Source organism: Microbacterium sp. Leaf288 (genome assembly GCF_001422925.1).
GTDB lineage: Bacteria > Actinomycetota > Actinomycetes > Actinomycetales > Microbacteriaceae > Microbacterium.
Genome location: NZ_LMNI01000011.1, coordinates 1 through 26,532 on the forward strand (window position 1 = coordinate 1; position 26,532 = coordinate 26,532).

Below are 26,532 nucleotides of genomic sequence, written 5' to 3' on the forward strand. Positions count from 1 at the left end.
GGGGGGGGCACCGCCGGTGACCCTAGGTGTCGCGGAGCGGCGATGCCGCCGAGTGTCCCTCCTCCGAGCAGCATCTTCTGGGGATTCTGCCGCAGCGACGAGCAGCCGTGCATGCCAGCAGCTCGTCCACATGATGCTTCGGCATTTGCACTCGTTGGCCACGCGACTCACGCGTAGTGACAGGCCACATCGACGCCGTCAATCCGGCGCAGCCCAGGGCGCTGCTCGCGGCAGAGCTCAGTAGCCAGCGGGCAACGCTGGCTGAAGGGACACCCGCCCGTAACATCAGATGCCGCAGCCGCGCTTTTCACGCCCATCGCCTCGCGTAGTTCGCGCCGCTGCGCCTGCTCCGCTGGCCGCGGCACCGGCGATGCCGCGATCAGCGCCTGTGTGAACGGGTGTTTCGGCGCACGTGTAACCTCCGCCACCGGCCCAGTTTCCATGACCTGGCCTCGATAGAGCACAACGATTCGGTGCGCCATGCGCTGCACAACTGTGATGTCATGGGTGATGAAGAGGTAGCTCAGGCCGTGTCGCTCGCGTAGATCGATTAAGAGGTTCAGGACCTGAGCTTGAGTGGAGAGGTCGAGCGCGCTCACGGCCTCGTCGCAAACGACCACCGACGGTTCGCAGATGAGCGCTCGAGCTATCGCTATCCGCTGGCGCTGTCCTCCCGAGAACTGAGCGGGATACCTATCAACCGCTTCCGCAGGAAGACCAACCTCTTCCAGCAGGCTTTGCGCGCGGCGCCACGCCTCGGGGCGCGCGATGCCTCGAAGCCGCAACGGCTCTATCAACGTGCTGCCGACACTTAGCCGCGGGTTCAAGGAAGAACTGGGGTCCTGGAAGACGGCTCGAAGGTGACGCGTTCGAGGTGCGCCGGAAGCGGGCGGCCGTGATCCTCGCCGGCCTCTTCTATTTGAGATGTGAACGCGGTTCACACACATCCGTCAGCCGCTTGCCGCTTGCCGCTTGCGGCAACTCTGAATCGATCATCCAGCACGCACGGGTCTGACGCCACCATGTGCCCACATAGCAATGACCGCTGTGCGCGAGCGTCAAGCGTAGAAGCGATCGTTGGCGCGACACACTCGAGACATCGCTTCCCTTTATGACCGTCACTCGATACACTACGTATCGTTTCGGGTAATAGACCCCGTACGCATGAAGGAAGATGAAGTTGACCGCTGAATCAAACAAGGATGTTGTTCGCCAACTCTTCATCGAGCTGGATCCGCGCACCGCGCGCGGAGCTCTCGCCGATGTTCTCGCCGATGACGTGCTGCTTCCGGCCGACACCCTTCCGAATGGTCGCCAGGGGCTCGCCGGGATGGAGGAACATCTCGAGTTCATGGGTTCCAGGGTGGAGATTGCGTTCGACATCATCGACATGGTTGCCGAGGGTGACACCGTCGCGGTCCGCGCGCGGGCACGAATGAAGATCCTCGCGGAGTTTTTCGGCTTCTCACCCGACGGACGCGAGATCGACATCGAGCAGGTCCAGTTTCTTCGAATCGAGAACGGCAAGATCTCTGAGGTCTGGCGCCTGAACGATGTCGCTGGGATGATGCAGCAACTCACGGCTTAGAACCCTTACGACCAGGTGGCGGCGCACGAAGCAACCGTTCGGGGTCGACAGCGGGACTGCAATCGATGGGCGTCGATTGCTCGTTCGTGCGTGACGGTTCTGCGTGCTGGTGCCGGCCTGTTCGTTCGACTGGGTCAATCGCACGGTCGCGGCTCGCCCCAGCCACGTACCGAGGAGTCTGGCCCCCACCTGAAGCGGCCAGCTGCCCCGAGGAGTCGACCCATCACTGACCTGTCTCTCACACCCATCGCAACAGGCATCACTGCCGAAGCCGCCGTAGAAGCCCTCTTCGGGACAACCGCGGGTGGAGCGTTCTGGCTCGACGGCGGGAACACTCGACCAAGTTACATCGGGGTTGGCGACCGTCTCGAGCTCGGATCACCCGTTCTGAGTTGCTTACGTGGCGCCTCAGAACGAGTTCGCGATGCAGAGAGCTCAGTCCTGGGCTTCGTCGGCTGGCTGAGTTACGACCTCGGGATGGAGACAATTGGTGTCGATGTCGGCCGCGTCGACGGCCAACAGACATCCTTCATCGAGGTTCGCGAGGCGCTTTCTATCGATCCCGACGGGAACGTCATACTCATCACCCGAAACCTGTCAGCACAGGAATTGCGGAAGCGTGTTAGTGCGATGCGGAGTCGGCTTCGCGGCGTACAGTCCTCCCCGGTCAGAGGCGCGGGCAACAAGGTTACCGACGTGCAATGGCATGACGCCGACCGCGAGTACGCCGCGAAGATTCTCGCGTGCCAAGATCACATTCGGGCGGGCGACGCGTACCAGCTCTGCCTCACCACGCGTGTCACTGTGCACGGCCAGATCGATCCGCTGCCTGTCTACCGACGGTTGCGCCGCACCAACGGCACAAGCCGCAGCGGCCTCATCCGTATCGGTGACACCTGGATGCTGAGCACCTCGCCCGAGCAATTCCTCACCGTCGACGAGCAACGGGTCGTCTCGACCAGCCCTATCAAGGGAACGCGCCCGCGTTCGAGCAACCCCGAGGACGACGAACGGCTGCGCGCCGAACTGCAGGAGAACGTAAAGGAACGTGCAGAGAACATCATGATCGTCGATCTGATGCGCAACGACCTCAGCCGAGTCTGCGACCCAGCTACCGTCGGAGTCACCCGGCTGCTCGAGGTCGAATCACACCCGCAGGTCCACCAACTTGTCAGCACAATAGAAGGTCAACTCCGCCCACACTGCGACACGCTAGACGCGCTCGCCGTCTGCTTTCCCGCGGGGTCAATGACCGGCGCGCCCAAACGCCGCGCGATCGAGATCCTGGAGCAGACCGAATGCGGGCCACGAGGACTGTATGCCGGGGCCTTCGGATACCTGCGATACGACGGTGTAGCCGACTTCGCCATGACCATCCGCACGATCGTCTGCACTCCCGACAAAGCAGTAATCGGCACCGGAGGCGGAATCACAGCCCTTTCCATTCCTCACGAGGAAGTCGAAGAGATTCACCTCAAAGCCCGCGCCCTACTCAACGCCATCTCCAACATAGAACCCCAGCCAGCCGCACCGAGCGTGCGCAGGACCGCGCTACCGCACTAACGACCGCCTCTCCCCGGGCGGGCAAACGCGACTCTGGCTCTACGGCACTGAGAACCCCGCGAAATCTCCCACCACCACACGGGACGTCACTGCCCCGCTGCTGCGTGGTGTCTGTGAAGAGCCAGGCCTACCCGCCTCACGCCGTACGTCGCCAAGGCTCCGCGCGGACGACCGGTGATGGCATGAGTCGATGCGTCGATGATCCAGTCGCGGTTAGAGGTAGTCCTCACGCTTCACGGAACACGCCAAGTCGAGTATTGTTGTTCGATACGAGGCGTTTCGAATAGAGAGCCCGTGCTTCTGCGATCAACGGCGATGAAAGGCACACCATGAACGACGACCAGGGGTCAGCACGTCTGACAGTCCGAGAGGTTCCCGACTATCCGGACATCACCACCTATGCCGACATCTTGGGTGAGATGCACATCTGGGAGGGCGATGGCTGGAAGGAGGAATCGCTCGCCTGGAAGGAGGGTGCCTACATCGGGTCACACCTCGGCGGCGATTACGAGATCACCTACAGCGGCCCGCAGGCCCAGGAGTTGCTGTCGCGGACCAGCATCAACTCCCTCGCGAACTGGAGAATCGGCACATCCAAGCACCTGGTGCAGACGGATGAGCGGGGATACATCGCCAATCACGGCCTCACCATCCGAAGCTCCGAGGATTCTTTCCGCCAGTTCGGCTCGTTCCCCTGGAGCGCCTACCAGGCGGAGCGCATGGGTCTGGACGTTACTGTCGAGCGGCGGAAGGTGTTCATCCTTCAGATCGCGGGGCCCCGTTCCGTACAGGTCATCGAGCGGTTGCTCGGCGTCGACATTCGCGACGTCAACTTCCTGGACGTGCGCCCCGTCAGCGTCCCCGGAATCGACGCCGAGATCGAGATCGAACTCTCGCGCATCGGAATGGCCGGCACACTGGCGTACGAGCTGCGAGGACCCTGGGATGCGAGCGCGGCGGTGTACGACGCCGTCTACCAGGCCGGTCAGGAGTTCGGAATCAAGCGCACCGGATGGCGCACATACTTCGTCAACCACACCGAAGGTGGATTCCCGCAGATGGGGGGACTGTTCGCCCCGTCAGCCGTGGCGGACCCTGCCTTCCTCGCTTTCGCGGCTCAGTGGGGAGAGCGGCGCCTTACCAAGGCGTTCCGGCTCACCGGAAGCGTCGGACCCGAGGATCTCGCCTCGCGTCTGCGCACACCGTTCGAAGTCAACTGGGGCTGGATGGCCAAGTTCGATCATGACTTCCTGGGTCGCGAGGCTGTCGAAGCCGAAGCGGCGAATCCGCGACGGAAGACGGTCACGCTGCGCTGGAACAAGGAGGACGTCCTGGATGTCTTCGCGTCTCAGTTCGAGAAGGGTGAAGAGTACCGCAACTTCGAGTTCCCGCTTACCCCGCAGGTCCCGACCGACCTTCATGCCGACCGGGTGATCGTCGGCGACGAGTTCGTCGGCGTATCCTCGGCCGTGGCTTACTCGTACTACTACCGCGAGATGCTCTCGTTGTCGACGATCGACATTCCGCTGAGCGAAGTGGGGACCGAAGTCATCATCGAATGGGGTGATGCCGGCAGGCGCATCAAGCGCATCCGAGCGACTGTTGAGCGGTTCCCGTACCTCGACCTCCCCAGCAACCGGAAGTTCGATCTCTCGACGATTCCCTCCGGTATTCAGGAGGCTGAGGTGGCGAGCTCGCACTGAGTTCAACGAGACCGACGAAGCGGCGGCAGCTTTTCAGCTGCCGCCGCTTCGTGCGTTCGTGAAACGCGTCAGGTCAGACGTCCATCCATTCCTGCTGCCAGGTCTCGGGAGGCTGCGGTCCCCACATGTTCATGTGGTACCAGAACTCGTGCGCTGCGGGCGCCGGGCGGTAGTCGAACCCGACCCGCTCCATCGTGCCGGTGAGTTCGAGCCGGTTGCCGAACGGATCACGGATGTACAGAGACACCATGTTGCCCTCGTGGTGGCGCAGGGGTCCGTACTCGGCAGCGAACTTGGTGACGGTGAGGTTGTCGAGCAGCTTCCAGAAGTCGGCCTCATCAACCTCAAGGGCGACGTGGTGCGTGCCTGCATGTCCGGTCAGGATCGCGAGCTGGTGGTGGTAGTCGTTGACGCGGAGGAACTGCAGGAGGAAGCCCTCGGCGTTCGGCGTCGCCACAAATGCACTGCTCCGGAAGCCCATCAAGCCGAGGAAGTCGGTCAGGCCCTTCACGTCGGTCGTGCGCAGCTGCGAGTGGCTCGTGCGGACGTCGATAGATCCAGGGCGGTACGCGCCCTCTACCGGTGCTGCGGCGGGAAGCTCGGCCTGAGTCACTTCGAAGAGGTGACCTGTCGGAAGCGTCAGTCGCAGCGACTGGTCGACGCCGGGGCGTGTGTCGCTGTCCGAGACGGCGATCCGGACGTCGGAATTGTCCAACTTCGCGGCGATCGCCTGGAACGCATCCGGGGTGCGCGCGCGGAAGCTCAGGTAGTCCAGTCCCAGCCCGCCCTCCGATAGGCCGAGCACGATGTGGCCGGTGACGGGGCTGGCGAGATAGGCGCGCTTGCTGCTGCGTTCTGAGACGACCAGTCCGAGGAGCTGTTCGTACCAGGCAATGGCAGCGTCCAGGTCCGGGACGCGGATGACGGTGTGGTCCGTCCCAGCGAGGGGACCTTTCCACTGAACTGTTGCGGCGTCATCGACGATCGGGTGTTCAATACGAGGCATTGCTCATTCCTTCCTTGGGATGTGCGGTTACTTGGAGGCGGGCGGGTCGATGGGGGGCAGTCCATAGAATGGCGTCCTTCCCAGGGTTTCCTCGGCGACCAGGCGGTGATGCTGCGCGCCGAGACCTGAGATTCGGATGTCCATCACATCCCCGGCTTTGAGAAATTGGCTGTGGAATGCGCCGTTCCCGGGGGGAGAGCCCATCATCAGCAAGTCACCCGGAAGCAGCGGAAGCCGTTCAGACGCATAGGACAGGTATTCCTCGGGGGAGAAGATCATGTCATCGGCGGGCCAATCCTGTTTCGATTCGCCGTTGACGTCCAGCTGGATCACCAGTTCGGTGCGATCAGCGAAGAACTGGCGCGGAACGACAAACGGGCCTGCCTGCTTGAAGGTGGGCTGCTGCTTCGCGATCCAGTCCGCGTTCCACTTCGTGTCGTGACGGGTGAACAGTTCGGTCGTGTGCATGTCGTTACCAATGGTGTACCCCGCGATGTAGTTCGCGGCTTCGGCTGGGTCGAGATAACGCGGAGCACCCCCCGCGATCACGACGGTGAGCTCTGCCTCCCAATCGTGGCCATGCCCGACCTGCGGGAGCACGACGTCGTCCTCCGGCCCCACGAGCGACCCGTGTGATGCCAGCCAGATGAACGGCATCCCCTTGGCGCGGCGTTTGGTGACGAACTCGAGGTTGCGCTCGTAGAAGTCGCCGTCGCTTTCTCCGTCGCGCCGATCGGTCTGATAGTGGCCTTCGTTGAAGGTGTACATCTCGGCCGCATGCTGCGCGTAGTTGGAACCGGCGCAGAAGATCTGCGGACGAACGACGGGCGCGCAGATTTCGTAGTCGCTCACCGGCGTCCCGGTGGCGCGAGTCGTGCCGGCGACGTGGCTCAGCTGTTCGAAGGTGCGATCCCAGTCACCGTAGATCGCATCCTGGTCGGGATAGTCGTTCGAGATGTCGACGACGTCGCCGTCCGGTCTGACGAGCGCGTGGAATACCCGGCTCGCCTCCTTCAGCCGAGCCAGACCGAACGTGCCTACGGCAAGCCCGGTGGTGGGGTCAATCTCTGCCATCTTCAATGCCTTTCTCAGTTTCTGTCATCATGCGAAGACGATGGTCTGGTTGCCATGGCGGATGACTCGGTCTTCGGCGTGCCAGAGGACGGCGCGGGCAAGCACTGCTCGCTCCACGTCCGCGCCACGCCCCTGAAGGTCGATGGCGCTTTGCGAGTGGTCTACCCGCACGACGTCTTGCTCGATGATCGGGCCCTCATCCAGGTCCTTCGTGACGTAATGCGATGTGGCGCCGATGAGCTTCACCCCGCGTTCCTTCGCGCGGCGGTACGGCGCCGCGCCAACGAACGCGGGAAGGAAGGAGTGGTGGATGTTGATCACGGGAACCGCGAGCGAGGTGAGGAAGTCGTCCGAGATGATCTGCATGTAGCGTGCCAGGACCACGAAGTCGACGTTTCCTCGCAGCAGCTCAAGGATGCGCGCCTCGGCCTCGGACTTGTCGGGACCGGCGGAGGGAACATGGAAGAAGGGAATCCCGAAGGAGCGCACGTCCTCAACGACGTCGGTGTGATTCGAGATGACCATCGGGATCGTAACGGGAAGCTTCCCTTGCCGGTGGCGCCACAGGAGCTCTAGCAGACAATGGTCGGACTTCGATGCAAGGATCGCCATGCGCTTGGGTGCAGACTGATCCGTGAGTGACCACGCCAAGCCGAGCGGTTTCAGAGTCCGCGCCAGGTCCTCCTCGATTACCGGGAGCGCCGTACGCAACTCGCGGTGGGCGAACACGACGCGCTGGAAGAACGCGCCGCCGTCGGCGTTGTCGGAGTACTGGTCCAGCGTGACGATGTTGCCATCGTTGCGCGCGATCAGAGAGGAGATCGCGGCGACGATACCGGGCTTGTCAGGCCCGTGGACAATCAGGCATGCGGTGGCGCAGCTGGGGACGGGTTCCGTGGTCATGTTGTTCTCCTCACAGGTCAGAACCGCGCTCGGCAGCGCGGACGACATTGGCAACGAGCATCGCTCTCGTCATCGGACCGATGCCTCCGGGATTCGGTGAGAGCCAGCCCGCCACGTCGGCGACCGTGGGGTGGACATCACCCGCGAGTCTCGCGCGCCCGGAAGGGGAGGTGCCGACGCGCGTCACGCCGACGTCGATCACGGCCGCTCCAGGCTTAACCCAGTCCGGCTTGACCAAGTGGGGCACACCGGCAGCCGCAATGACGACGTCGGCGCGCCGAACTTCTCCGGGAATGTCCCGAGTTCGGGAATGGCAGAGTGTGACGGTGGCGTCGACCCCTTTCATGGTCAGAAGAAGCCCCAGCGGGCGACCCACCGTCAGCCCGCGTCCGACGACCGCCACGTTCTTTCCGTCCATGTCGATCCCATAGCGGCCCAAGAGTTCGAGGATGCCCATAGGTGTGCACGGGAGAACGGTCGCACTCGAAGCTCCATCGACCGCCTGCACAAGACGGCCGAGGTTGACCGGGTGCAGCCCGTCTGCATCTTTTTCCGGATCGATCAGCGAGATGACGTCGTTCTGTCGGATACCCCGCGGCAGCGGCAGCTGGACGATGAAGCCCGTCACCGCCGGGTTGGCATTCAGATCTCGAACGGCCGCGCGGACGTCGTCATCCGACGAATCCGCGGGGAGCTCGATACGAATAGACTCCACCCCGATCTCTGCACAGTCGCGGTGTTTTCCGGTGACATACGACCGCGACGCCGGGTCGTCGCCCACGAGCAAGGTTCCCAAGCCGGGCAGCACTCCACGTGCACGAAGCGCGTCCACCCGCTGTCGAAGATCCTCTTTGATCGCTGTCGCGGTGCCGACACCGTCCAGCACGTGGGCGGTCATGAGCGCTCCTCGGAGGCGTCCTCGGCGACGAACTGCTTCGCCCACGAGGCGGTGGCGCCCAAGCCGCCGAACGCATAGAAGTGGAGCTTCACCTGCTCAGATGGCAGTTCGGTTTGGAGACGTGCTGCCAGATCTGACACGAACCGATCCGGGCCCGCGTTCCCGAGCAGATTGGAAAGGGAGAAGCCGTATTTTCTGACGATGGTGGCATTGGACGCGACGCCGAAGCGTCGCGCGAAGGACAGAAGTCGTTTGACCCCGGCTGGGCCGGGGGTGCCGATACGGATGCCGGCCTCGAGCCCCTTCTGACGAGCAAGTCCGATCCACTTGACCACCGGCTCTACGTCGAAGGCGAACTGGGTGACGACGTTCGGCTCGAGGCCTTGCTCCCTCAACAACTGGCTTTTGTGGAGAAGCGCAAGCCACAGCGCATCCTGAGGGATGGCGGGATGTCCCTCAGGGTAGCCGGCGATCCCCACCTGCTTCACGCCGAAGCTGCTGAGCACGCCGGATTCGATGATGTCGGCCGAGCTGTCAAACGGGCCGATCGCTGAGGCCGGATCGCCTCCGATGAGGAACAGCCGCTCGGTCGCGCCCACCTCCTGGAGCGCCGCGAGGATCTCGTTCAGCTCGTTAGTAGATCGCAGCCGTCTTGCCGCAATGTGAGGAACCGGCGTCAGTCCGCATTCGATGACCGTACGAGCAGCCTCGACCCGCGCCTCGCTGGTCTCGTTGCTCAGGAAAGTGATATTCACGAGCGTGTTCGCCGGGATCAGATCGCGCGCGGCGAGAAGAGCGGGTACGTCGGCACCGGTCATCTCGATGGAGTAACCGGCGACGAGGCGTGCCGCCGCACTCAGACCACTAGATGTTGAACTGACCATGGGACCTCTGGCTTTCGAGACGAATCTTCATTGAGTGCGTCTCGACATCGGCGGCGACGCGTGGAACCCAATATATACAGTGCGTATCGTTTCGGGTAGTCTGATCCTCAACACCCGCCAGCCTTGACGTAAGTGCCACGCCGCTTATCGCGGCGCTGAGCGGCTCGGGGCGACCTGATTCGAAGGAGAAACAGTGACCGATGTCGTGCAGCCAAGCCTCGAGAGCATGATCGAGGCGGCCGGGGGGGCGGTGAACCTGCTCCGTCAGGCGCCCCTGGGAAAGTTCGACCCTCCGGGATACCCGAAGGAGTACTCGTCGTGGAGGGACGAGCAGCGCGCATGGCTGAACACCGTCGCGTTGCTTGAGCTGTCCTACCACATGCCCGAACTCCACCTCCGTGGATCCGAGGTGATCCCGTTCCTGGAGGAGATCGTGGTCAACAAGCTCGATCCGTTCCCCGTGCTTCGTGCGAAGCAGCTCGTTGTGGCGGGGCCCGATGGCAATCTCATCGCCGACGCGATCATCTTCCATGAAGAGGAGGACTTCTACCGCATCTGCGGCGACACCGACTGGATCTACTTCAACGTCCTGAAGTCGACAAAGGACGTCACCGCCACAGTCAACCCGAACTGGTACGGACCGCAGATCCCGCGTGACGTCTTCCGGGTACAGCTGCAGGGACCGTTGGCTCACGACCTCATGGCTGAGCTCGTCGAAGGCGAGTTGCCGTCGGTCAAGTTCTTCCACATCGCGGAACTCAGCATCGCGGGGAAGAAGGTGCGCGCGCTTCGACACGGCATGGCGGGATCGCCCGGATTCGAGATCTACGGCCCGTGGGAAGACCAGGAGATCGTGCGCGCAGCGATCGAGCAGGTCGGTCAGCGATTCGGCCTGCGCAAGGTCGGCGCGCTCGCGTACGGCACGTCGAGTCAGGAGTCCTCCTGGATGCCCGTCCCGCTTCCCGCTGTGTACACCCACCCGGATCTGCAGGAGTATCGGGAGTGGCTTGGCCCGTACTCGCTGGCAGCACTCGGGTCACTGGCAGGGAGCATGACGTCGACCGATATCGAGGACTACTACATCGACCCGATCGAGGCCGGCTACGGCGGTTTCATCGACTGGAACCGCGAGTTCGTCGGTCGCGACGCTCTGCGTGAGCGATTCGAGAACCAGCGTCGGCGCAAGGTGACCCTCGAATGGAACGACGAGGATGTCGTCAGTGCGATTGCCGCGGGCTTCTTCGGTGAGCAGAAGGGTCAGACGCTGTCGCTTCCCGTGCCTCACTACGCCTTCTACCCCTCGGATGTCGTTCAGGGGCCGGACGGAAGCCAGGTCGGCATCTCGCAGTGGAGCAGCTTCAGCGACAACGCACGCCGAGTCATCTCGACCGCCGTCATTGACATCACTCATGCCGAGGTCGGTACGGAGCTCGTCCTTCTTTGGGGCAACCCCGACGTGCAGACGGCGCACTCGGACGCCCAGGAGGTCCGGCGCATCCGGGTGACCGTAGCGCCGGCGCCCTACTTCACCAAGAACATCAGGGACGCCGACTGACAGGCGGGCAGCGTAGTCGAGGGTCGGCGCGGGACTCCACACCGCCGGCCCTCGACTACGCTATCGGCGTGTCTCGCGCGCGGAGTTCGACCACCCCCGATGGGCCGCCCCGTCACAAAGGATGGGACGCGGAGACGCTCCTTGACCTCGCTCTGGGCATTTTTCTCGAGCGCGGTTTCAGCGAGACCTCGATGGAAGACCTGGCGCGTGCCGCAGGGACGCACAAGTCCAACTTCTATCATCACTTCCCGGGCGGAAAGCCCGAACTTCTCCGCCGAGGCCTCGCCCGTGGACTGGATGCGCTCGACGCGGTCTTCGAGGAGGAGCCTGCGACACGTGGTCCAGCGGCGGAACGATTGCGCTACATCCTCCGCCGGGCGGTAGAGGTCGAATTCGACCTCCTTCCTGAGGTCGCCCTTCTGCTCAGGCTGCGCGGCAACAGCGAGATCGAACTCCACGCGCTCGAGCGCCGGCGCGAACTCACGCGGCGGCTGACGGATGTCGTGGTCGCGGCGATGAACGAAGGCGGCATCCGCTCGGACCTGGACCCGCACCTCGTCGCACGCCTTCTGCTCGGAGTCGAGACGTCTATGACGGAATGGCTGAGACGGGATGGCCCAGCGGACGCCCGCTCCATAGCGGATGCGATGTTGACTCTCGCCTTCGACGGCTTGAACCCCTGATCGACCGCACACACACGCATTGACACGATACGAGGCGTTTCGTATAGTAGAACTAACCGGACGTTCAGTTAGGGAAGTTCAATGACGAAGACTTCGAACGATGATGATCTCGCTCTCGCTTTCGACGAATGCATCGCGCGGGGCGACGCTGTCGAGCCGCGGGACTGGATGCCCGAGGGTTATCGGGCGACCCTCGTGAGGCAGATCTCCCAGCACGCGCACTCAGAGATCATCGGTATGCAGCCTGAGGCCGAGTGGATATCTCGGGCGCCCTCGCTTCATCGGAAGGCGATCCTGATCGCAAAGGTCCAGGATGAGGCCGGCCACGGAAGCTATCTCTACTCCGCGGCGGAAACCCTGGGTGTCGCGCGCGATGACCTGTTCGAGATGCTGCTGACCGGCAAGCAGAAGTACTCCACGATCTTCAACTACCCCATGCTTTCGTGGGCGGACGTCGGAGTGATGGGGTGGCTCGGAGACGGCGCCGCGATCGTCAACCAGGTCCCATTGAGCCGGTGCTCATACGGCCCCTACGCTCGCGCGATGGTACGCGTCTGTAAGGAGGAAAGCTTCCACCAGCGTCAGGGCTTCGACCTCATCCAGGCGATGATGGCCGGCACCGACGAACAGAAGCAGATGGTACAAGACGCGGTCGACCGGTGGTGGTGGCCATGTCTGATGCTGTTCGGTCCTTCGGACCGGCATTCGTCACACAGCAAGCAGTCCATGGCGTGGGGAATCAAGCGCTTCAGCAACGACGAGTTGCGCCGGCGCTTCGTCGACCAGGCGGTTCCGCAGATCGAGCATTTCGGTCTGACCGTTCCGGACCCTGAGCTGCGCTGGGACGAGTCCGCGGGCTGTTACAAGTTCGGCGAGATCGACTGGGAGGACTTCAAGTCGGTCATGCAGGACGGGGGACCGCTGGGGAAGGAGCGCATCGCTCATCGCCAGCGTGTCCACGACGAGGGTGCCTGGGTGCGAGAGGCCGCCGAGGCGTATGCGCGCAAGCAGGACGAAAGGCTCTCGGCATGACGGACTGGCCACTGTGGGAGGTCTTCGTACGACCTCGCCGCGGACTCGCGCATCAGCATGTCGGCAGCCTGCACGCGCCCGACGCCGACATGGCGCTGCGCAACGGTCGCGACATCTTCACCCGCCGTGCGGAAGGGGTGTCCTTGTGGGTGGTTCGCAGCGCCGACATCACTGCATCCTCCCCGGAGGAAAAGGACCCGTTCTTCGACCCCGCGCACGACAAGCTCTACCGCCATCCGACGTTCTATCCCGTACCCGACGACCTGGGGCACCTGTGAACGACTCCGCAGCCCTCAACCTCACGCAGCAGTACAGTCTCCGCCTCGCTGACGACGCGCTCGTCCTCGGGCAGCAGCTCAGCCTGTGGATCACCCGCGCGCCACAGATCGAGGAAGAGCTCGCGATCGCGAACATGGCGCTCGATCTGCTCGGACAGGCGCGGCCCCTTCTCCGCGCTGTCGGCGACGAGGACGAGTTGGCCTTCGACAGAGATGTCGAGGACTTCACGAACCTCCTGATCGTTGAGCAGCCGAACGGAGACTTCGCCGCGACGATGGTGCGGCAACTGCTCTTCTCCGCCTTCCAACTGGCCCGGTACGAAGCCCTTGCCACCCACGCTGATGCGATCGTGGCCGGTGTCGCGGCGAAGGCGGTCAAGGAAGGCGCATACCACCTCGATCACGCACAACAGTGGGTGGTGCGGCTGGGTGACGGCACGGAAGTCAGCCACGCGCGAGCGCAAGCGGCGCTCGATGAACTGTGGCCCTACGTGGACGAGATGTTCGAGGCTGATGACGTGGACCTTGCCGCGGGCGTGGATCCACGCACGTTCCGCTCGGCGTGGGGGTCTGCAGTGGATGAGATCCTCACCCGTGCCACCCTCTCTCCGCCGGCAGCCGCGTCGGCCCAGACGGGCGGGCGCCGTGGTCGGCATACGCCCCACCTGCGCGACCTTCTGACCGACATGCGCTCCGTACGCCAGGCGTACCCCGGAGCGTCCTGGTGACCCTCGCAGCCGCGCGTTCGGCGGTGGCGCGCGTGATTGATCCCGAGATCCCGGTACTCACGATCGATGACCTGGGAATCCTTCGCAACGTCGAGATCGAAGGATCGACAGTCATCGTCACCATCACCCCCACGTACTCGGGCTGCCCCGCAATGTCGATGATCTCTGCGGACATCGAGGCGGCGTTGCACGAGGCAGGGTTCGACCACGTTGATGTGCGAACGGTTCTGTCACCGGCATGGACCACAGACTGGATGGGCGAAGACGCCAAACGGCGCCTGGCGGAGTACGGCATCGCACCCCCCGGCCATACCGCCAGCGGGGGACCCACGCTCGTCCAGCTTGGTGTTCGCTGCCCACACTGCGGGTCGGTCAACACGCGAGAGCATTCCCGCTTCGGCTCGACAGCATGCCAGGCACAGTTCATCTGCGCCGCCTGCGGTGAGCCGTTCGATCACTTCAAGGCGCACTGATGAGCATTCGACTGTTGAGAGTCTCCCGCGTGGAACGTCTGACGGACGACTCCGTCGCCGTCACGCTCGACGTTCCCGATGACCAGCGCGAGGAGTTCGCGCACACTCCGGGCCAGCACCTCGTGGTGCTTCACGACGGTATCCGGCGGACGTACTCGATTGCGTCGGTGGCCGGCAAGGCGACGCTGCGCATCGGCGTCAAAGAGGTACCCGACGGTGCGGTGTCAACCTGGATCAACCGGCAGCTGAAGGTGGGCGATCAGATCCCCGTCATGGCGCCGACGGGCACCTTCACACTGCACCCGGACGCTGAGAACCGGAACCGGTACGCGGCGATCGTTGCGGGTAGCGGAATCACGCCCGTGATGTCGCTTGCAGCGAGCATCCTGGAAGCCGAGCCTGGCTCGAGCTTCGTCTTGATCTATGGCAACCGTGCCACATCGACGGTCATGTTCCTGGAGGACCTCGAAGACCTCAAGAACCAGCATCCGGATCGGTTCGAGGTCCATCACGTCCTGTCTAGGGAGCAGCAAGCGAGTGACGTGCTGACGGGCCGTCTCGACCGGGGCAAGATCGACGAGTTGCTCGAGCGTTTCGCACCGAGCTTCGAAGGCGTCCGCTCCTGGTTCCTGTGTGGTCCGTTCGGAGTCGTGGAATCCGCGCGTGAAGCGCTCGCCGCGCATGGCGTTCCCGCCACGTCGATTCACCATGAGGTGTTTTTCGTCGACGACGCGCCAGCGCTACCCGTGCGGGCGGTCACGAGCGAGTCCACCCGGAACCCCGAGGTCACGGCGACGCTCTCGGGCAGACGGCTCACCGTTCAGGTGGCTTCCGAGCAAGAGACGGTACTGGACGCCGTGCTCCGTGCGCGACCGGACGCGCCTTACGCCTGCCGGGGCGGTGTCTGCGGCACGTGCCGTGCCTTGCTGGTGTCGGGCAGCGCTGAGATGGTCCGCTCCTACGCGCTCGAGGAACCCGAGCGCGAGGCGGGATATGTCCTGACATGCCAGGCCTACCCCACGTCAGAAAAGGTCGCGGTCGATTTCGACCGCTGAGGCCGACTCATCGTTCACACCACGGAAAAGGAGACCGCCATGATCGGCACACCCCCCCTCTACTTTGAAGACCTCGCTGAAGGCTACGAGCTCGAAGGCAGCACCGTCACCGTGACCGAATCTCACGTGGTCGCGTACGCCGGGCTGGTCGGAGACTTCTACAAGCTGCACGTCGACAAGGTCGCCGCCGAGAAGACGCCGTTCGGCCAGCGCGTCGCCCACGGCCCCTTCACCTTCGCGCTCACCATCGGACAGATCGCGCAGCGTCTTACTCACCTCGACGTGCAGGTCGAGGCGATCGTGGGCGCGACGGACATGCGATTCCTCGCCCCCGTCTTCTTCGATGACACGATCACTCCTCTGGGTCGGGTCGTCCGCGTCCGAGAGCGGCAGACCAACGGTGCCGTGACCATCGCCCTCACCGCACGCAATCAGCACGGCCTCGATGTCTTCACCGGCGAGTTCACGCTGTTCGTGACTCGACGCCCTTCAGGCGATACGGATGCCTGAGCTGGGCCCGATCGTCCTGGTCCCCGGCGCCTGGCACGCCGGGTGGACATGGCGGGCCGTGGCCTCACGTCTCCGGCAACACGGGTATGCCGTCTATACGCCGACCTTCCCCGGGCTCGGCTTCAACGACGACCCGCGAGGGGTCACGCTCTCTGACGGCATCTCCTACCTCACCGACTACCTCGAAGACGGTGGCATCTCGGATGCCACCGTCGTGGCTCACAGCTGGGGAGGTTTCGCCGCGGCCGGGGCGGTGCCGCGAGCGGGATCGCGGATGCGCAGACTCGTCTACTGGAGCGCCTTCGTTCCCCAGCTCGGCGAATCCTTCCTCGACCTGCTCGAGCCGTCCAGTCGTCGCCACTTCGAGAAGCAGGCGGAAAGCTCCGCCGATCGCTCGGTGTCGCTGTCGCTCGGCGCGTGGAAGGCCGGCTTTATGCAAGACGCCTCAGACGACAGTCAGCGGATGGTCCACAATCTGCTGAGCCCTCAGCCGATCGGGACGCTATCAGAGCCGTCGGCCGTCGATGCCGCAGCGTTGGACATCCCATCCTCCTACATCTTCTCGCCGAACGATTTAGCGATGCCGCCCGGCGAATACGGCTGGAGACGATTCCGCGACCGGCTGCCCGGCGCGGCGAGGATCTCGTTCGACGGCAGTCACGAGTCGATGTTCACCTGCCCGGATGCGCTGACAGCGACTCTTCTCTCTGCGATCCATCCCGACACAGCATCGAAGGCTTGAGCATGAATGACGTCTATCTGGTGGCCGGCGCGCGAACGCCGCAAGGGCGATATGGCGGTGCGCTCGCCGAGGTGCGGCCGGACGACCTCGCAGCACTCGTCGTCGCCGAAGCGGCGCATCGAGCTGGGATACCGCTCGATGCCGTCGACGAAGTCGTGCTCGGCGCCGCGAACCAGGCCGGTGAAGACAACCGGAATGTGGCACGCATGGCTGTGCTGCTCGCCGGCTTGCCCGAGACGGTACCCGGATACACGGTGAATCGTCTGTGCGCCAGCGGGCTGACAGCGGTAGCCTCCGCGTTCCATGCCATCCGAAGTGGCGAGGCGGAGGTCGTCATCGCGGGCGGCGTCGAGTCCATGACGCGGGCACCCTGGGTGATGGCGAAGCCGGGCACGCCCTGGGCGAAACCCGGCGAGCTCGCCGATACCGCACTCGGGTGGCGCTTCACCAACCTCGCCTTCCTCGCCCACGACGATGACGCGGCTGCGTCTCCCGAAGGCGCGACAGGCCCCTATGCATTGTCCATGGGCGAGACCGCGGAGGAGGTCGCGAGACACATCGGCATCAGCCGTGAGGAAAGCGACCTCTTCGCGTTGCAGAGCCAACAGCGGGCCGCCAGGGCCATTTCCGCCGGCCGCTTCCGCGACGAGATCGTGGCAGTGCCGGTGAAGGCCGGGATCGTCGACGAGGATGAGACGCCCCGGCCGGGAACCACTCTCGAAAGGCTCGCGCGCTTGGCGCCCGCGTTCCGCCCAGATGGCGTGGTCACCGCGGGGTCGTCTTCGCCGTTGTCCGACGGCGCGGCGGCGCTCGTACTCGCCAGCGGCGATGCCGTGCGGCGGTACCAACTCGACGTTCGCGGACGGATCGTCGCCAGCGCCAGCGCCGGGGTGGCACCCCATCTCATGGGTCTCGGGCCGGTGCCTGCCACCCAGAAGGCACTCCAGCGAGCCGGGTGGAGCATCGACGATGTCGGGGCGATCGAGCTGAACGAGGCGTTCGCAGTGCAGTCGCTCGGCGTGATGGCACAGCTGGGGCTGGATGCCCGAAAGGTCAACGCTGACGGCGGTGCCATCGCTCTCGGCCATCCGCTCGGTTGCTCGGGAGCGCGAATCCTGCTCACCCTCTTGGGCAGAATGGAACGCGAGAAGGCAGACCGCGGACTGGCGACGCTGTGCGTCGGCGTCGGTCAGGGCGTGGCCATGCTCGTGGAGACAGCATGACCACGGTGAAGATTAGCGAGATGTCAGACAGGGTGGTCGCCGTCCTCGCCCGCCCCCGTCAGCGCAACGCCATCTCGGCGCAGATGGTCGACGAACTCCACGGGGTGTGCGCCCTCATCGAGCGCGATCCGAAGCCGCTGATCGTGATGGGCGAGGGCGACGACTTCGCCGCGGGCGCGGACATCGAAGAGCTTCACGCTCGCACGAGCAGTGATGCGCTGAACGGCATCAACCGCTCGCTGTTCGATCGCATCGCCCGACTTCCGCTTCCGACTGTCGCAGCAGTCAGCGGATTCGCGCTCGGCGGGGGAGCGGAGCTGGCCTACGCGTGCGACCTGCGGATCTCGACGACCACCGCCGTTTTCGGAAACCCCGAACCGAATCTCGGGATCATCGCGGCTGCTGGTGGGACCTATCGTCTTGCTCAGCTGGTCGGTGCGTCGGTCGCGAAGCAGGTGCTGCTCGCAGGACGACGCATCGACGCGCAACGAGCCTTCGACCTCGGCCTTGTGATGGAGCTCACGGCGCCAGGGGAGCACGAGTCGGCGGCGCACCGCGTTGTAGATGCCTTCAGCCGGTTCTCGCCCGCCGCGCTACGGCTGACCAAGGCGGTGGGGAGCAACGAGGTCAGCCCGGGACTGGCGGCCGACCTTGCCCAGGCTCTGCTGTTCGACAGCGGCGACAAGAAGGCCCGCATGAAAGCCTTTATCGAAAGGAAACAAGCATGAACGCATCGCCCGAGGCGGCTCGTCGCATCGGAGTCGTCGGCGGGGGACGGATGGGAGCGGGAATCGCTCAGGTATTCGCCGTGCTCGGCTGTGACGTGATCCTGGTCGAAAACTCCGACCCCGAAGGGGCCCGCGAGCGGGTGATTCGCGGGCTGCGCAACGCCGCGCGCCACTCCGGCGGTGGAGGGTCCGAGCCCGACGAGGTGCTCGCGCGCCTAGAGATCGTGGAAACCGTCGACATTCTCGACCAGGACCTCGCCCTCGTCGTAGAGGCAGTGCCGGAGTCTCCCGCGCTGAAAGTCGAGGTGCTCAGCGGAATCAGTCGCGCCGTTGGTCACCACACCTTGATCGCATCCAACACCAGCTCCATCGCGATCAGCGAACTGGCCCTGGCCGTCGACCGCCCTGAACGATTCTTTGGGATGCATTTCTTCAATCCGGTGCCCGCGTCCGCGCTCGTCGAGATCGTCCGGACCGCTGCGACGTCGCCGGAGACGATCGCGCAGGCCCGCCGGTGGGTGGCCGACCTCGGCAAGACCGACATCGTCGTGGTGGACTCCCCCGGCTTCGCCACAAGCCGCCTGGGCGTCTGCCTGGCGCTGGAAGCCACCCGCATGCTGGAGGAGGGTGTCGCCGACGCGGCGTCGATCGACACGGCGATGGAGCTCGGTTATCGACACCCGCTCGGTCCACTCAAGTCGGGCGACCTCGTCGGGCTAGACGTGCGACTGGCGATTTCCGAATATCTGGCATCCACGCTCGGAGAGCGATTCGAACCGCCTCAGCTCCTGCGCGACCTGGTGAGAGACGGCCATCTCGGACGCAAATCCGGCCGAGGGTTCTATGACTACACGGAGGATACGGTGAGATGACCGCGACGCCGCGCTCTCGCACCCCAGCGGGCACATCGGAGCCGAAGCGCGAGCCGATACCATTCGCGGCCGCGTCGGAAGCGCCAGGACCGCGGAATCGGGAGCGCATCATGGCCGCCGTGCGAGAGCTCCTGACGGCGCTCGGAGAGGATCCGACGCGTTCCGGTCTGCTACGCACCCCAGAACGGGTGGCCGACCTTCTCCAAGACTCGTTCGCCGGAATCGGGCGAGACCCGGCAATCGCGCTCGGAACACCCATCCCCTACGAGCAGGATCGCTCCGCCAGCGAGGACCATCAGCCGGCACGCCGCGCTCGAGATGCTGTCGCGGTGCGCAATATTGCCTTCCAGTCGCTCTGCGAGCATCACCTCGTTCCCTTCACCGGGCACGTAGACGTCGCGTACGTCCCGGCCCGCTTCCTTGGCGGGCTCGGGAGGATCGCCGCGCTCGTGCGTGAAGCGGCCCGGCGGCCGCAACTGCAGGAGCATCTCGGCGCCCGCGTTGCCGACACACTGATCGCGGTGCTTGCGCCCGAGAGCGTGCTCGTGCGCATCACGGCTTACCACGCGTGCGTTGCGTACACCGAGCCGGGTGCCTCGCGCGCGGAGGTCGTGACGGTCGTGACGAGGGGCGTCGTAGACGACCCCCATGCGCGCGCGCTGTGGGCCAGCATAGGGCCAACGTGACGAGTAGGACGATGTAGCGCAGGTTGACAATACGCACTCACATCGTCATCATGATCGGTACGTATCGCATTGAATGTCCGGGGAGCGAGAAGACTCGGGCAACGCGTGAGACAACACCCAGGACAAGGACGTCGTAAACGTGAGCAAGCTCAATCCGTCGGATGCGGTCATCGTCTCTTACGCGCGCACCCCATTCGGTCGTGCACGCAAAGGGGCGCTCGCTGCTGAGCGTCCGGAGGACCTCGCACTCGCCGCCGTGCGGGCAGCGACCGCAGTGGTGCCCGAGGCGGAGGCGCAATTCGACGACTTCTACATGGGGATCGCCGTTCCGGAGGGAGCCCAGGGCGACAACCTTCCCAGACGCGTCGCGGTCCTCGCAGGGCACGACGCCCTTCCTGGCGTCACGATCAACCGATTCTGCGCATCATCGCTGGAGGCGACAGCAAGCGCGGCTCGCGCCATCCGTTCGGGGGATGGGGATATGTACCTCGTGGGCGGCGTGGAGTCCACCTCCTCCACGCCGCCGATCTCCCGCAGCCTCTACCCCGGGTCTGACCGGTGGGCAGAGCGCACCAAGCGAGTGTTCGAATCTGGCCGGATCTGGAGCGATCCGCGGGAAGCCGGCGCCCTGCCTGATCTGTACGTCTCGTTGGGGCTCACGGCCGAGTTCACGGCAAGGCTGACCGGCACGAGCCGACGCGATCAAGACGAGTGGGCACTTGCCTCGCAGATGCGTGCCACCGCCGCACGCGATGCGGGATACTTCGCCGATGAGATCGTCCCGTACCGGCGTGTGGATGGTACGTATGTCTCAGAGGACGAAGGAATCCGCCCGTCCACGACGATCGAGGTTCTCGAAGGTCTTCCCGCCGCTTTCGCCGAAGACGGCACGGTCACAGCGGGCAACTCGACGCCGCTCAACGACGGTGCTTCCGCGGCAGTCGTGATGAGCGCGGCGCGAGCACGCGAGTTGGGAATCACGCCGCTGGCCCGGATCCTGGGGGCGGGCGCGACCGCGCTTTCGCCCGAGATTATGGGGCTCGGTCCGATCGCGGCATCGGAGTCCCTCCTGAAGCGGCTGGGATTGCGCATCGATGACATCGACATCATCGAACTGAATGAGGCTTTCGCCGCGCAGGTCGTCCCAACAGTTCGCGCGCTCGGCGCCGACCCGGAGAAGGTAAATCCGCACGGTGGTGCGATCGCTCTGGGGCATCCATTCGGGGCGACGGGAGTTCGGCTGGTCGGTACGCTTGTCAACGGCCTGACGCGAACGGGTGGCACCCTCGGACTCGCGACTCTCTGCGTGGGTGGAGGCCAAGGCATGGCCCTGATTTTGGAGCGAGTCTCGTGAATCCCCGGAACCCGCACGCTGTGAGGTCGATCGCATGACGCTCCGGTTGAGCCAGTTCATCCCCGTCGTGCCGTTGACATTCGCCGTGGACGCGGGACTGGTCGGCGATCTCGACCTCGACACCGTCATCACAACCGGCAGTGCTCAGCAGATCGACGATCTCGCGCGAAATGAAGCGGACGTCGTGGTGACCGCCATCGACAACCTCTTTGCCTGGAGCCAGGTGGTTCCGGATCTCCGCCTGATCGCCCAGGTCGAGCACACGATGACGTTGCGCGTGTATGCCCGCCCCGAGTTCCACCGCTTGGAGGACCTAGCCGGCGCTCGCTTCTCTGTCGACGCACGCGCGAACGGATTCTCGCTCCTCGCACGGCGCATGCTCGCGGACAGGCACGTCGATGTCGAGTTCGTGGAACACGGTGGTGTTCACAATCGCCTCGCCGCGCTCGTCGCGGGACACGCAGATGCCACTCTCCTGATTCCGGCCTTCGGGTCTGCGGCCGAGGACGCGGGCATGAACTTCGTGACCTCGGTGGATGCACTCATCCCTGGATTGCCCGGTCAGGCGCTCGTCGGCCGAGAGAGCGTCACCGCTCGCGACGGACTCGTTGCGTTCCTGCGGGCACTCGAGGCCGGAGTCGCTGTCAGCTCCACGCTGAGCGATGAGGCGGGAATTCGAACTCTCGAGCGGCACGACTATGGCGTCGGGGCCGAGGACGCGTGGCGGACTCGTCCGCGCACGCTCGACGTGTCGCAGCACGGGCTTCAATTGCTCACCGACGTGCGCCGGTCATTGGGTCTGCTCCCCCCCGGTGCGGACCTCGAGGCGCTGATCGACGGGCGCCCGCTCGACGCCGCGCGCCACTGACAGGCTGCTGCAGGCGAGACGCTCTTCCCATCGACGAACGAGGAGGTTCACCGAAAGTGTCCTACCCACTCACAGGTGCTCAGAAGCCGGGCTCGCGAACGCGGTCACCGCGCACACACTGGGTGTCGTTCTTCCTCATCACACTCCTCCTCCTCACCGACGGTATGGACGTGACCATCGTGAGTCACGTCTTCCCCTCTCTGATCCGGGAGTGGGGAGTATCAGTAGGCGGCGGTATAGCGCTCGTGGTGACCGGGGGTGCGGTCGCCATGGGGGTTGGAGCGCTTGTGGCAGGGCGACTATCCGACCGTTTTGGTCGCAAACCTCTCCTGATCATCGCGGGAGTCGTGTTCTCGGTGGCCACCGCGCTCACGGCTACGGCGCCCGACCTCTTCTTCTTCACCACGTGGCGCATCGTCGCCTGTCTCGGCATGGGGGCAGTGATGCCCCTCGGGATCACTCTGCTCGCGGACCTGATGCCTGTTCGCCGTCGTTCCGCTTTCGTGGCGGCCGCGTACGCCGGCATCGGCCTTGGAACGACGGTCGGTGCGATCGCTGCGGGGGTCATCATCCCGCAGGCTGGATGGCGATCCCTCCTCGTCTTCGCGGGGATCGTGCCACTAGTCGCCACCCTCCTCGTAGCCTTCTTTGTCGGCGAATCGCCGTCCCTCACGGGCCGAGCGCGGGTGGTTGATGGAATCGCGAAGTCCGTGCCGTCGCGCGTGGACCGTTCCGTTTTCGCCGGGGTTCTCGGGCGGCGATGGCGGGTGACAACCCTGCTGCTGTGGGCCTTCGGGTTCATCTCGCTGGGAACCCAGCTGATGCTCATCCAGTACCTCCCGACGCTCCTGCAGCAGCCGTCTCCGGGGTTGAGCACCGCCGAAAGCAGCGCGATTATCGCGGTCTACGGGCTCGCCAGCGTGGTCGGCATTTTGGTACTGTCGGCCATTCTCATCAGGGCCTCTCGCTTTGCCTCGATCGGCGTCGGCCTCGCGCTCAGCGCCGCCGCCGCCGTCTGGGTGGCATTCATCGCTGATTCCTCATTCACTACGATCTTCGTCGTGGTGACGATCGCAGGTCTGATCATTCCAACGACGCTGGGACCCACGCGCAATGTCTTGGCCGCAGCGGCCTATCCGGCCGCGATGCGGGGCACAGGCGTGGGAACGACCGAGTTCAGTGCCAGGGCGGGCTCAGCCGCGGGCGGTGTTGTGGGCGGAGCGCTGATCGGCGGGCTTGGACTGGGCCTCTCCGGAATCTTCCTCGCGTTGCTCGTTCCGTTCGCCATTCTCGGCGCCATCGTCGGCGCGTTGCGCCTGACGGGCACGGACTCGAGAGACGTGGCGTCATCGGACCCCGTCTGATCAGACACGCACAGACCATTCCACACAGACATGTGAATCGCGGGCCTCGTTGCCTCGTTGCCTCGTCGACCTAGCCCGGGTAGAGCTCCATTCATGAAAGGACATGAGAATGACTGTTGAATCAAAACAAAGAGGTTGTTCGCCAGCTCATCATCGAGTTGGATCCGCGAACCGCGCGCGGAACGCTCGCTGAGGTTTTCGCCGATGACGTTCTACTCCCGGCCGACACCCATCCGAACGGTCGCCAAGGGCTCGCGGGGATGGAGGAACATCTTGAGTTCATGAATTCGATAATGGAGTGGGAGTTCGACCTTATCGACATGGCTGCCGAGGGGGACACGGTTGCGGTTCGCTTTCGCGCGCGAGGAAAGCTCATCGCCGAGTTTCTCGGATTCTCACCCGACGGACGTGTGTTCGAGGTAGAGGAGGCCCAGTTTCTTCGCTTCAAGGATGGCAAGATCGCGGAGGTCTGGCGCCTCAACGATATGGCGGGACTGATCCAACAACTCTCGGCCTAGAGTCGTACGACCAGATTCCGACGCACGATTGGGATCGGCATCCGGATCACAGTCGATGCGCGCCTATCAATCCTCTCAATAAGTCGAAGGCGCTAGGCGAGGATGCCGATCCCAATCGTTCCGACCGAAAAGTCACGAACGCGCTGGCCACCGGGCCACTTCTAGCGACGACCTTCGGGGCTGGAACCCGAGCTCACGCACGACGCTCGCGCATCCAGTGATGTCGGCCCGATCTGACGCGTCATGCGGCCCAGTGCCCTAGAACTGGGCCTCTCCGGAGTCTTCCTCGCGTTGCTCTTGCCGTTCGCCATTCTCGGCGCGTTGCGCCTGGCAAGCACCGACTCGGGACACGTGGCGTCATCAGACCCCGTGGATGAGAGACGAATCGCCTCGTCCACGCCAGCACGAAATCGCGGGACGTCCCGTGTCGCCGCGCGTCATGTCCCAGCTGAGCCGAGGGCCGCAGCTGGTGGATGCATCCGTGCCAAGCCGCGATGACACGCTATTTGTGCATCAGCCGGCAACGGTCCGCGTCACGAAGCGTCGCGAGCGCGGATGCCTGCGAGGGCAGTGCTCAGGATGTCGACCGCGCCGTCCGCGTCCAATCCGCTCTCCCGGAAGAGCAGCCGGAAGTACAGCGGTGCGTACAACATCTGGGCAATCGTGACCGGCGCGACATCGGTGCGAACACCGCCCTCTGCGACGGCCCGCTCGATGAGCCCGACAGCTGTCTCTAGTCGCTGATCGTAGAAACGCCGCTTGAACTCCGCCATCGTCTCTGGATCGTATTGGCATTCCGCGATGAGCTGAGCCATCAGGTCACCCTCATGTCCGGCATAGAGCGTCGCCACCGACGACAGGTGCTCGCGCAACGCGTCCATTGCGGGAAGGTCATCCCTGGTCGGGGTGCGGGCGACATGGTCGTCGAGGAAAGTGTCGATCACCACCGCAGCCTTGCTCGGCCACCATCGATAGATCGTCGTCTTACTCACGCCCGCTTCTCGTGCGATGCGCTCGATCGAGAGTTTCTGCAGGGTCAGGGCGTCCGGTCGACGTGGATCGAGAAGGCCCGCCGTCGCCTCGAGGATCGCGAGGCGGCTGGTCTCACTTCGTACTGCCATAGGGCGACCCTACCAATCCCGTTCGAAACGTACGGGATCATTTTATCTTTCTCGAATAGATGCGATACTGTGCGTATCGAACATTTGCGTTGAGGCAGAGATGAGGAGAGCGATGAAGCTCGGGCGGATAGCAGTTCCGACGGTCGACGGCGAGCAGACGCGGGTGGTGGCTGTCGATCTCGACGGCGAACGCGTCATCGATTTGGCTCGCGCGCACGCCCTGACGTTGCTCAAGTCGGGCGCGGATGCGGGCCGCGCGGCGGAACTGGGGCGTTCGCTATTTCCGGGCAGCCTCTCTGCAGGAGTCGCCGCAGGTGACGCCTACCTCGCGAGCGCGTACGAGGCGCTCGACGCGGCCGATGATGCATCGACGCCGATTGCCGAGGTCGACTGGAGGTCCCCCGTGGATCCTCCGATGATCCGCGACGGGCTGACATTCCTCACCCACATCGAAAACTACTTCGCGACTGTCGGCGTCAAGCCGCCACAAGCAGTCTTCGAGCGACCTGGATACTTCAAGGGCTCCACGGCATCGGTGTACTCGCCGGGCGCTGAGATCCCGTTCCCACACATTTCGGAAAAGCTCGACTACGAGCTCGAGATCGGCTACGTGATCGGACGGTCGGGGCGAAATCTGACACCTGATGAAGCGATGTCGCACGTTTTCGGCGTGACGATCTTCGGCGACTGGAGTCTGCGCGACGTGCAATCGCTCGAGAGCACGATCGGCATGGGGCCGCAGCACAGCAAAGACTTCGCGTTCAGCTTCGGCCCTTGGGTCACAACCCTCGACGAGATCGATTCGATCGTCGGCTTGCGCGGCGAAGTGCGGGTCAACGGAGAGGTCCGCTCGACTACGCAGATCGAGAACTTCCTCTACACGCCTGATGAGCTCGTGGCATTCGTGTCGATCTTCGACCGGCTGCAGCCCGGCGACATCATCGGATCCGGGACCATGGGCTTCGGTGCGGGAATCGAGATCAACCGCTTCCTCGAGCCAGGTGACGTGGTCGAGCTCGAACTCGAGGGCATCGGTGTCCTCTCGAACACCATCGCCCGCACGAAGGAAGTCCCGCCATGGTGGCCCCCGGCGCGCCCCTACCCCTACAACGGCGAGGCGTGA

General features: G+C 64.3%; 28 protein-coding genes and 1 pseudogene. 21 read left to right on the forward strand and 8 right to left on the reverse strand.

Annotation, left to right across the window (positions count from 1 at the left end):
* Positions 1 to 167 precede the first annotated feature (167 nt).
* Together ASF40_RS21460 and ASF40_RS21465 are read right to left on the reverse strand one after the other, a co-directional pair.
* Positions 168 to 599 (reverse strand): oligopeptide/dipeptide ABC transporter ATP-binding protein, encoded by a 432-nt coding sequence (locus ASF40_RS21460; RefSeq protein WP_235560232.1) that lies wholly within the window; start codon positions 597 to 599, stop codon positions 168 to 170.
* 9 nt (positions 600 to 608) lie between these two features.
* Positions 609 to 947, reverse strand: a pseudogene (locus ASF40_RS21465) (ATP-binding cassette domain-containing protein); the annotation flags it as partial.
* Positions 948 to 1,180: 233 nt separating this feature from the next.
* Here ASF40_RS21465 and ASF40_RS09460 point away from each other — a divergent pair.
* The 3 genes from ASF40_RS09460 to ASF40_RS09470 all read left to right on the forward strand — a co-directional run bounded on the left by ASF40_RS09460 (position 1,181) and on the right by ASF40_RS09470 (position 4,854).
* Positions 1,181 to 1,588, forward strand: a complete 408-nt coding sequence (locus ASF40_RS09460) for an ester cyclase (protein WP_162239852.1) — start codon at positions 1,181 to 1,183, stop codon at positions 1,586 to 1,588.
* A 477-nt stretch (positions 1,589 to 2,065) separates the two neighbouring features.
* Positions 2,066 to 3,151, forward strand: a complete 1,086-nt coding sequence (locus ASF40_RS09465) for an anthranilate synthase component I family protein (protein WP_056368430.1) — start codon at positions 2,066 to 2,068, stop codon at positions 3,149 to 3,151.
* A 329-nt stretch (positions 3,152 to 3,480) separates the two neighbouring features.
* A complete protein-coding gene (locus ASF40_RS09470; RefSeq protein ID WP_056368432.1) occupies positions 3,481 to 4,854 on the forward strand; it encodes an aminomethyltransferase family protein in 1,374 nt (457 codons plus the stop codon).
* A gap of 73 nt (positions 4,855 to 4,927) precedes the next feature.
* On the opposite strand, the gene ASF40_RS09475 is transcribed toward ASF40_RS09470, so the two are convergent.
* Genes ASF40_RS09475 through ASF40_RS09495 form a run of 5 tightly spaced genes read right to left on the reverse strand, consistent with a single transcriptional unit; the run spans position 4,928 to position 9,553 of the window.
* Positions 4,928 to 5,860, reverse strand: a complete 933-nt coding sequence (locus ASF40_RS09475; protein WP_056368434.1) for a VOC family protein — start codon at positions 5,858 to 5,860, stop codon at positions 4,928 to 4,930.
* Between the two features lie 27 nt (positions 5,861 to 5,887).
* Entirely contained in the window at positions 5,888 to 6,934 is a 1,047-nt protein-coding gene (locus ASF40_RS09480) for a fumarylacetoacetate hydrolase family protein (protein WP_056368436.1), read from the reverse strand.
* A 27-nt stretch (positions 6,935 to 6,961) separates the two neighbouring features.
* Positions 6,962 to 7,837: a formyltetrahydrofolate deformylase gene (purU, locus tag ASF40_RS09485; RefSeq protein ID WP_056369824.1), complete on the reverse strand. Its 876-nt coding sequence runs from the start codon at positions 7,835 to 7,837 to the stop codon at positions 6,962 to 6,964.
* 10 nt (positions 7,838 to 7,847) lie between these two features.
* On the reverse strand, positions 7,848 to 8,735 hold the full coding sequence (locus ASF40_RS09490) for a bifunctional methylenetetrahydrofolate dehydrogenase/methenyltetrahydrofolate cyclohydrolase (RefSeq protein WP_056368438.1): 888 nt from the start codon (positions 8,733 to 8,735) through the stop codon (positions 7,848 to 7,850).
* The gene (locus tag ASF40_RS09495) at positions 8,732 to 9,553 is read right to left on the reverse strand and encodes a methylenetetrahydrofolate reductase (protein ID WP_235560198.1); all 822 of its coding nucleotides are present in this window, start codon (positions 9,551 to 9,553) and stop codon (positions 8,732 to 8,734) included. The genes ASF40_RS09490 and ASF40_RS09495 overlap by 4 nt, the downstream gene beginning before the upstream one ends.
* Positions 9,554 to 9,812: 259 nt before the next feature.
* On the opposite strand from ASF40_RS09495, the gene ASF40_RS09500 reads away from it, so the two are divergent.
* The 17 genes from ASF40_RS09500 to ASF40_RS09580 all read left to right on the forward strand — a co-directional run bounded on the left by ASF40_RS09500 (position 9,813) and on the right by ASF40_RS09580 (position 24,288).
* Complete coding sequence (locus tag ASF40_RS09500) at positions 9,813 to 11,174, forward strand: aminomethyltransferase family protein (RefSeq protein ID WP_200919471.1); 1,362 nt, start codon at positions 9,813 to 9,815, stop codon at positions 11,172 to 11,174.
* 68 nt (positions 11,175 to 11,242) lie between these two features.
* Entirely contained in the window at positions 11,243 to 11,857 is a 615-nt protein-coding gene (locus ASF40_RS09505; RefSeq protein ID WP_082496970.1) for a TetR/AcrR family transcriptional regulator, read from the forward strand.
* A gap of 81 nt (positions 11,858 to 11,938) precedes the next feature.
* On the forward strand, positions 11,939 to 12,889 hold the full coding sequence (gene paaA, locus ASF40_RS09510; protein WP_056368442.1) for a 1,2-phenylacetyl-CoA epoxidase subunit PaaA: 951 nt from the start codon (positions 11,939 to 11,941) through the stop codon (positions 12,887 to 12,889).
* The gene (gene paaB / locus ASF40_RS09515) at positions 12,886 to 13,167 is read left to right on the forward strand and encodes a 1,2-phenylacetyl-CoA epoxidase subunit PaaB (protein WP_056368444.1); all 282 of its coding nucleotides are present in this window, start codon (positions 12,886 to 12,888) and stop codon (positions 13,165 to 13,167) included. The genes paaA and paaB overlap by 4 nt, the downstream gene beginning before the upstream one ends.
* Positions 13,164 to 13,895, forward strand: coding sequence for a 1,2-phenylacetyl-CoA epoxidase subunit PaaC (paaC, locus tag ASF40_RS09520; RefSeq protein ID WP_056368446.1), 732 nt, complete (start codon positions 13,164 to 13,166; stop codon positions 13,893 to 13,895). Before paaB ends, paaC begins: the two co-directional genes overlap by 4 nt.
* Entirely contained in the window at positions 13,889 to 14,368 is a 480-nt protein-coding gene (gene paaD / locus ASF40_RS09525; protein ID WP_056368448.1) for a 1,2-phenylacetyl-CoA epoxidase subunit PaaD, read from the forward strand. The genes paaC and paaD overlap by 7 nt, the downstream gene beginning before the upstream one ends.
* Positions 14,369 to 14,397: 29 nt before the next feature.
* On the forward strand, positions 14,398 to 15,423 hold the full coding sequence (locus ASF40_RS09530; RefSeq protein ID WP_235560199.1) for a 2Fe-2S iron-sulfur cluster-binding protein: 1,026 nt from the start codon (positions 14,398 to 14,400) through the stop codon (positions 15,421 to 15,423).
* A gap of 39 nt (positions 15,424 to 15,462) precedes the next feature.
* Complete coding sequence (locus ASF40_RS09535) at positions 15,463 to 15,933, forward strand: MaoC family dehydratase (protein WP_056368451.1); 471 nt, start codon at positions 15,463 to 15,465, stop codon at positions 15,931 to 15,933.
* The gene (locus ASF40_RS09540; RefSeq protein ID WP_056368454.1) at positions 15,926 to 16,675 is read left to right on the forward strand and encodes an alpha/beta fold hydrolase; all 750 of its coding nucleotides are present in this window, start codon (positions 15,926 to 15,928) and stop codon (positions 16,673 to 16,675) included. Before ASF40_RS09535 ends, ASF40_RS09540 begins: the two co-directional genes overlap by 8 nt.
* Before the next feature lie 2 nt (positions 16,676 to 16,677).
* The gene (locus ASF40_RS09545) at positions 16,678 to 17,898 is read left to right on the forward strand and encodes a thiolase family protein (RefSeq protein ID WP_056368455.1); all 1,221 of its coding nucleotides are present in this window, start codon (positions 16,678 to 16,680) and stop codon (positions 17,896 to 17,898) included.
* Entirely contained in the window at positions 17,895 to 18,626 is a 732-nt protein-coding gene (locus ASF40_RS09550) for an enoyl-CoA hydratase/isomerase family protein (RefSeq protein WP_056368457.1), read from the forward strand. The genes ASF40_RS09545 and ASF40_RS09550 overlap by 4 nt, the downstream gene beginning before the upstream one ends.
* Complete coding sequence (locus ASF40_RS09555) at positions 18,623 to 19,498, forward strand: 3-hydroxyacyl-CoA dehydrogenase family protein (protein WP_056368458.1); 876 nt, start codon at positions 18,623 to 18,625, stop codon at positions 19,496 to 19,498. The genes ASF40_RS09550 and ASF40_RS09555 overlap by 4 nt, the downstream gene beginning before the upstream one ends.
* Positions 19,495 to 20,184, forward strand: a complete 690-nt coding sequence (gene folE, locus ASF40_RS09560) for a GTP cyclohydrolase I (RefSeq protein ID WP_082496971.1) — start codon at positions 19,495 to 19,497, stop codon at positions 20,182 to 20,184. The genes ASF40_RS09555 and folE overlap by 4 nt, the downstream gene beginning before the upstream one ends.
* A 139-nt stretch (positions 20,185 to 20,323) precedes the next feature.
* Entirely contained in the window at positions 20,324 to 21,538 is a 1,215-nt protein-coding gene (locus ASF40_RS09565) for an acetyl-CoA C-acyltransferase (RefSeq protein ID WP_056368462.1), read from the forward strand.
* Between the two features lie 34 nt (positions 21,539 to 21,572).
* Positions 21,573 to 22,406 carry an ABC transporter substrate-binding protein gene (locus tag ASF40_RS09570; RefSeq protein ID WP_056368464.1) on the forward strand — a complete coding sequence of 278 codons (834 nt, stop codon included), beginning with the start codon at positions 21,573 to 21,575 and terminating at the stop codon, positions 22,404 to 22,406.
* Between the two features lie 122 nt (positions 22,407 to 22,528).
* Positions 22,529 to 23,770 carry an MFS transporter gene (locus tag ASF40_RS09575; RefSeq protein WP_056368466.1) on the forward strand — a complete coding sequence of 414 codons (1,242 nt, stop codon included), beginning with the start codon at positions 22,529 to 22,531 and terminating at the stop codon, positions 23,768 to 23,770.
* A 116-nt stretch (positions 23,771 to 23,886) separates the two neighbouring features.
* Positions 23,887 to 24,288 (forward strand): ester cyclase, encoded by a 402-nt coding sequence (locus ASF40_RS09580; protein WP_056368468.1) that lies wholly within the window; start codon positions 23,887 to 23,889, stop codon positions 24,286 to 24,288.
* A gap of 533 nt (positions 24,289 to 24,821) precedes the next feature.
* Here ASF40_RS09580 and ASF40_RS09585 read toward each other — a convergent pair.
* Positions 24,822 to 25,409, reverse strand: a complete 588-nt coding sequence (locus tag ASF40_RS09585; RefSeq protein ID WP_082496973.1) for a TetR/AcrR family transcriptional regulator — start codon at positions 25,407 to 25,409, stop codon at positions 24,822 to 24,824.
* 112 nt (positions 25,410 to 25,521) lie between these two features.
* Between ASF40_RS09585 and ASF40_RS09590 the strand changes: the two genes are divergently transcribed.
* Complete coding sequence (locus tag ASF40_RS09590; protein ID WP_056368472.1) at positions 25,522 to 26,532, forward strand: fumarylacetoacetate hydrolase family protein; 1,011 nt, start codon at positions 25,522 to 25,524, stop codon at positions 26,530 to 26,532.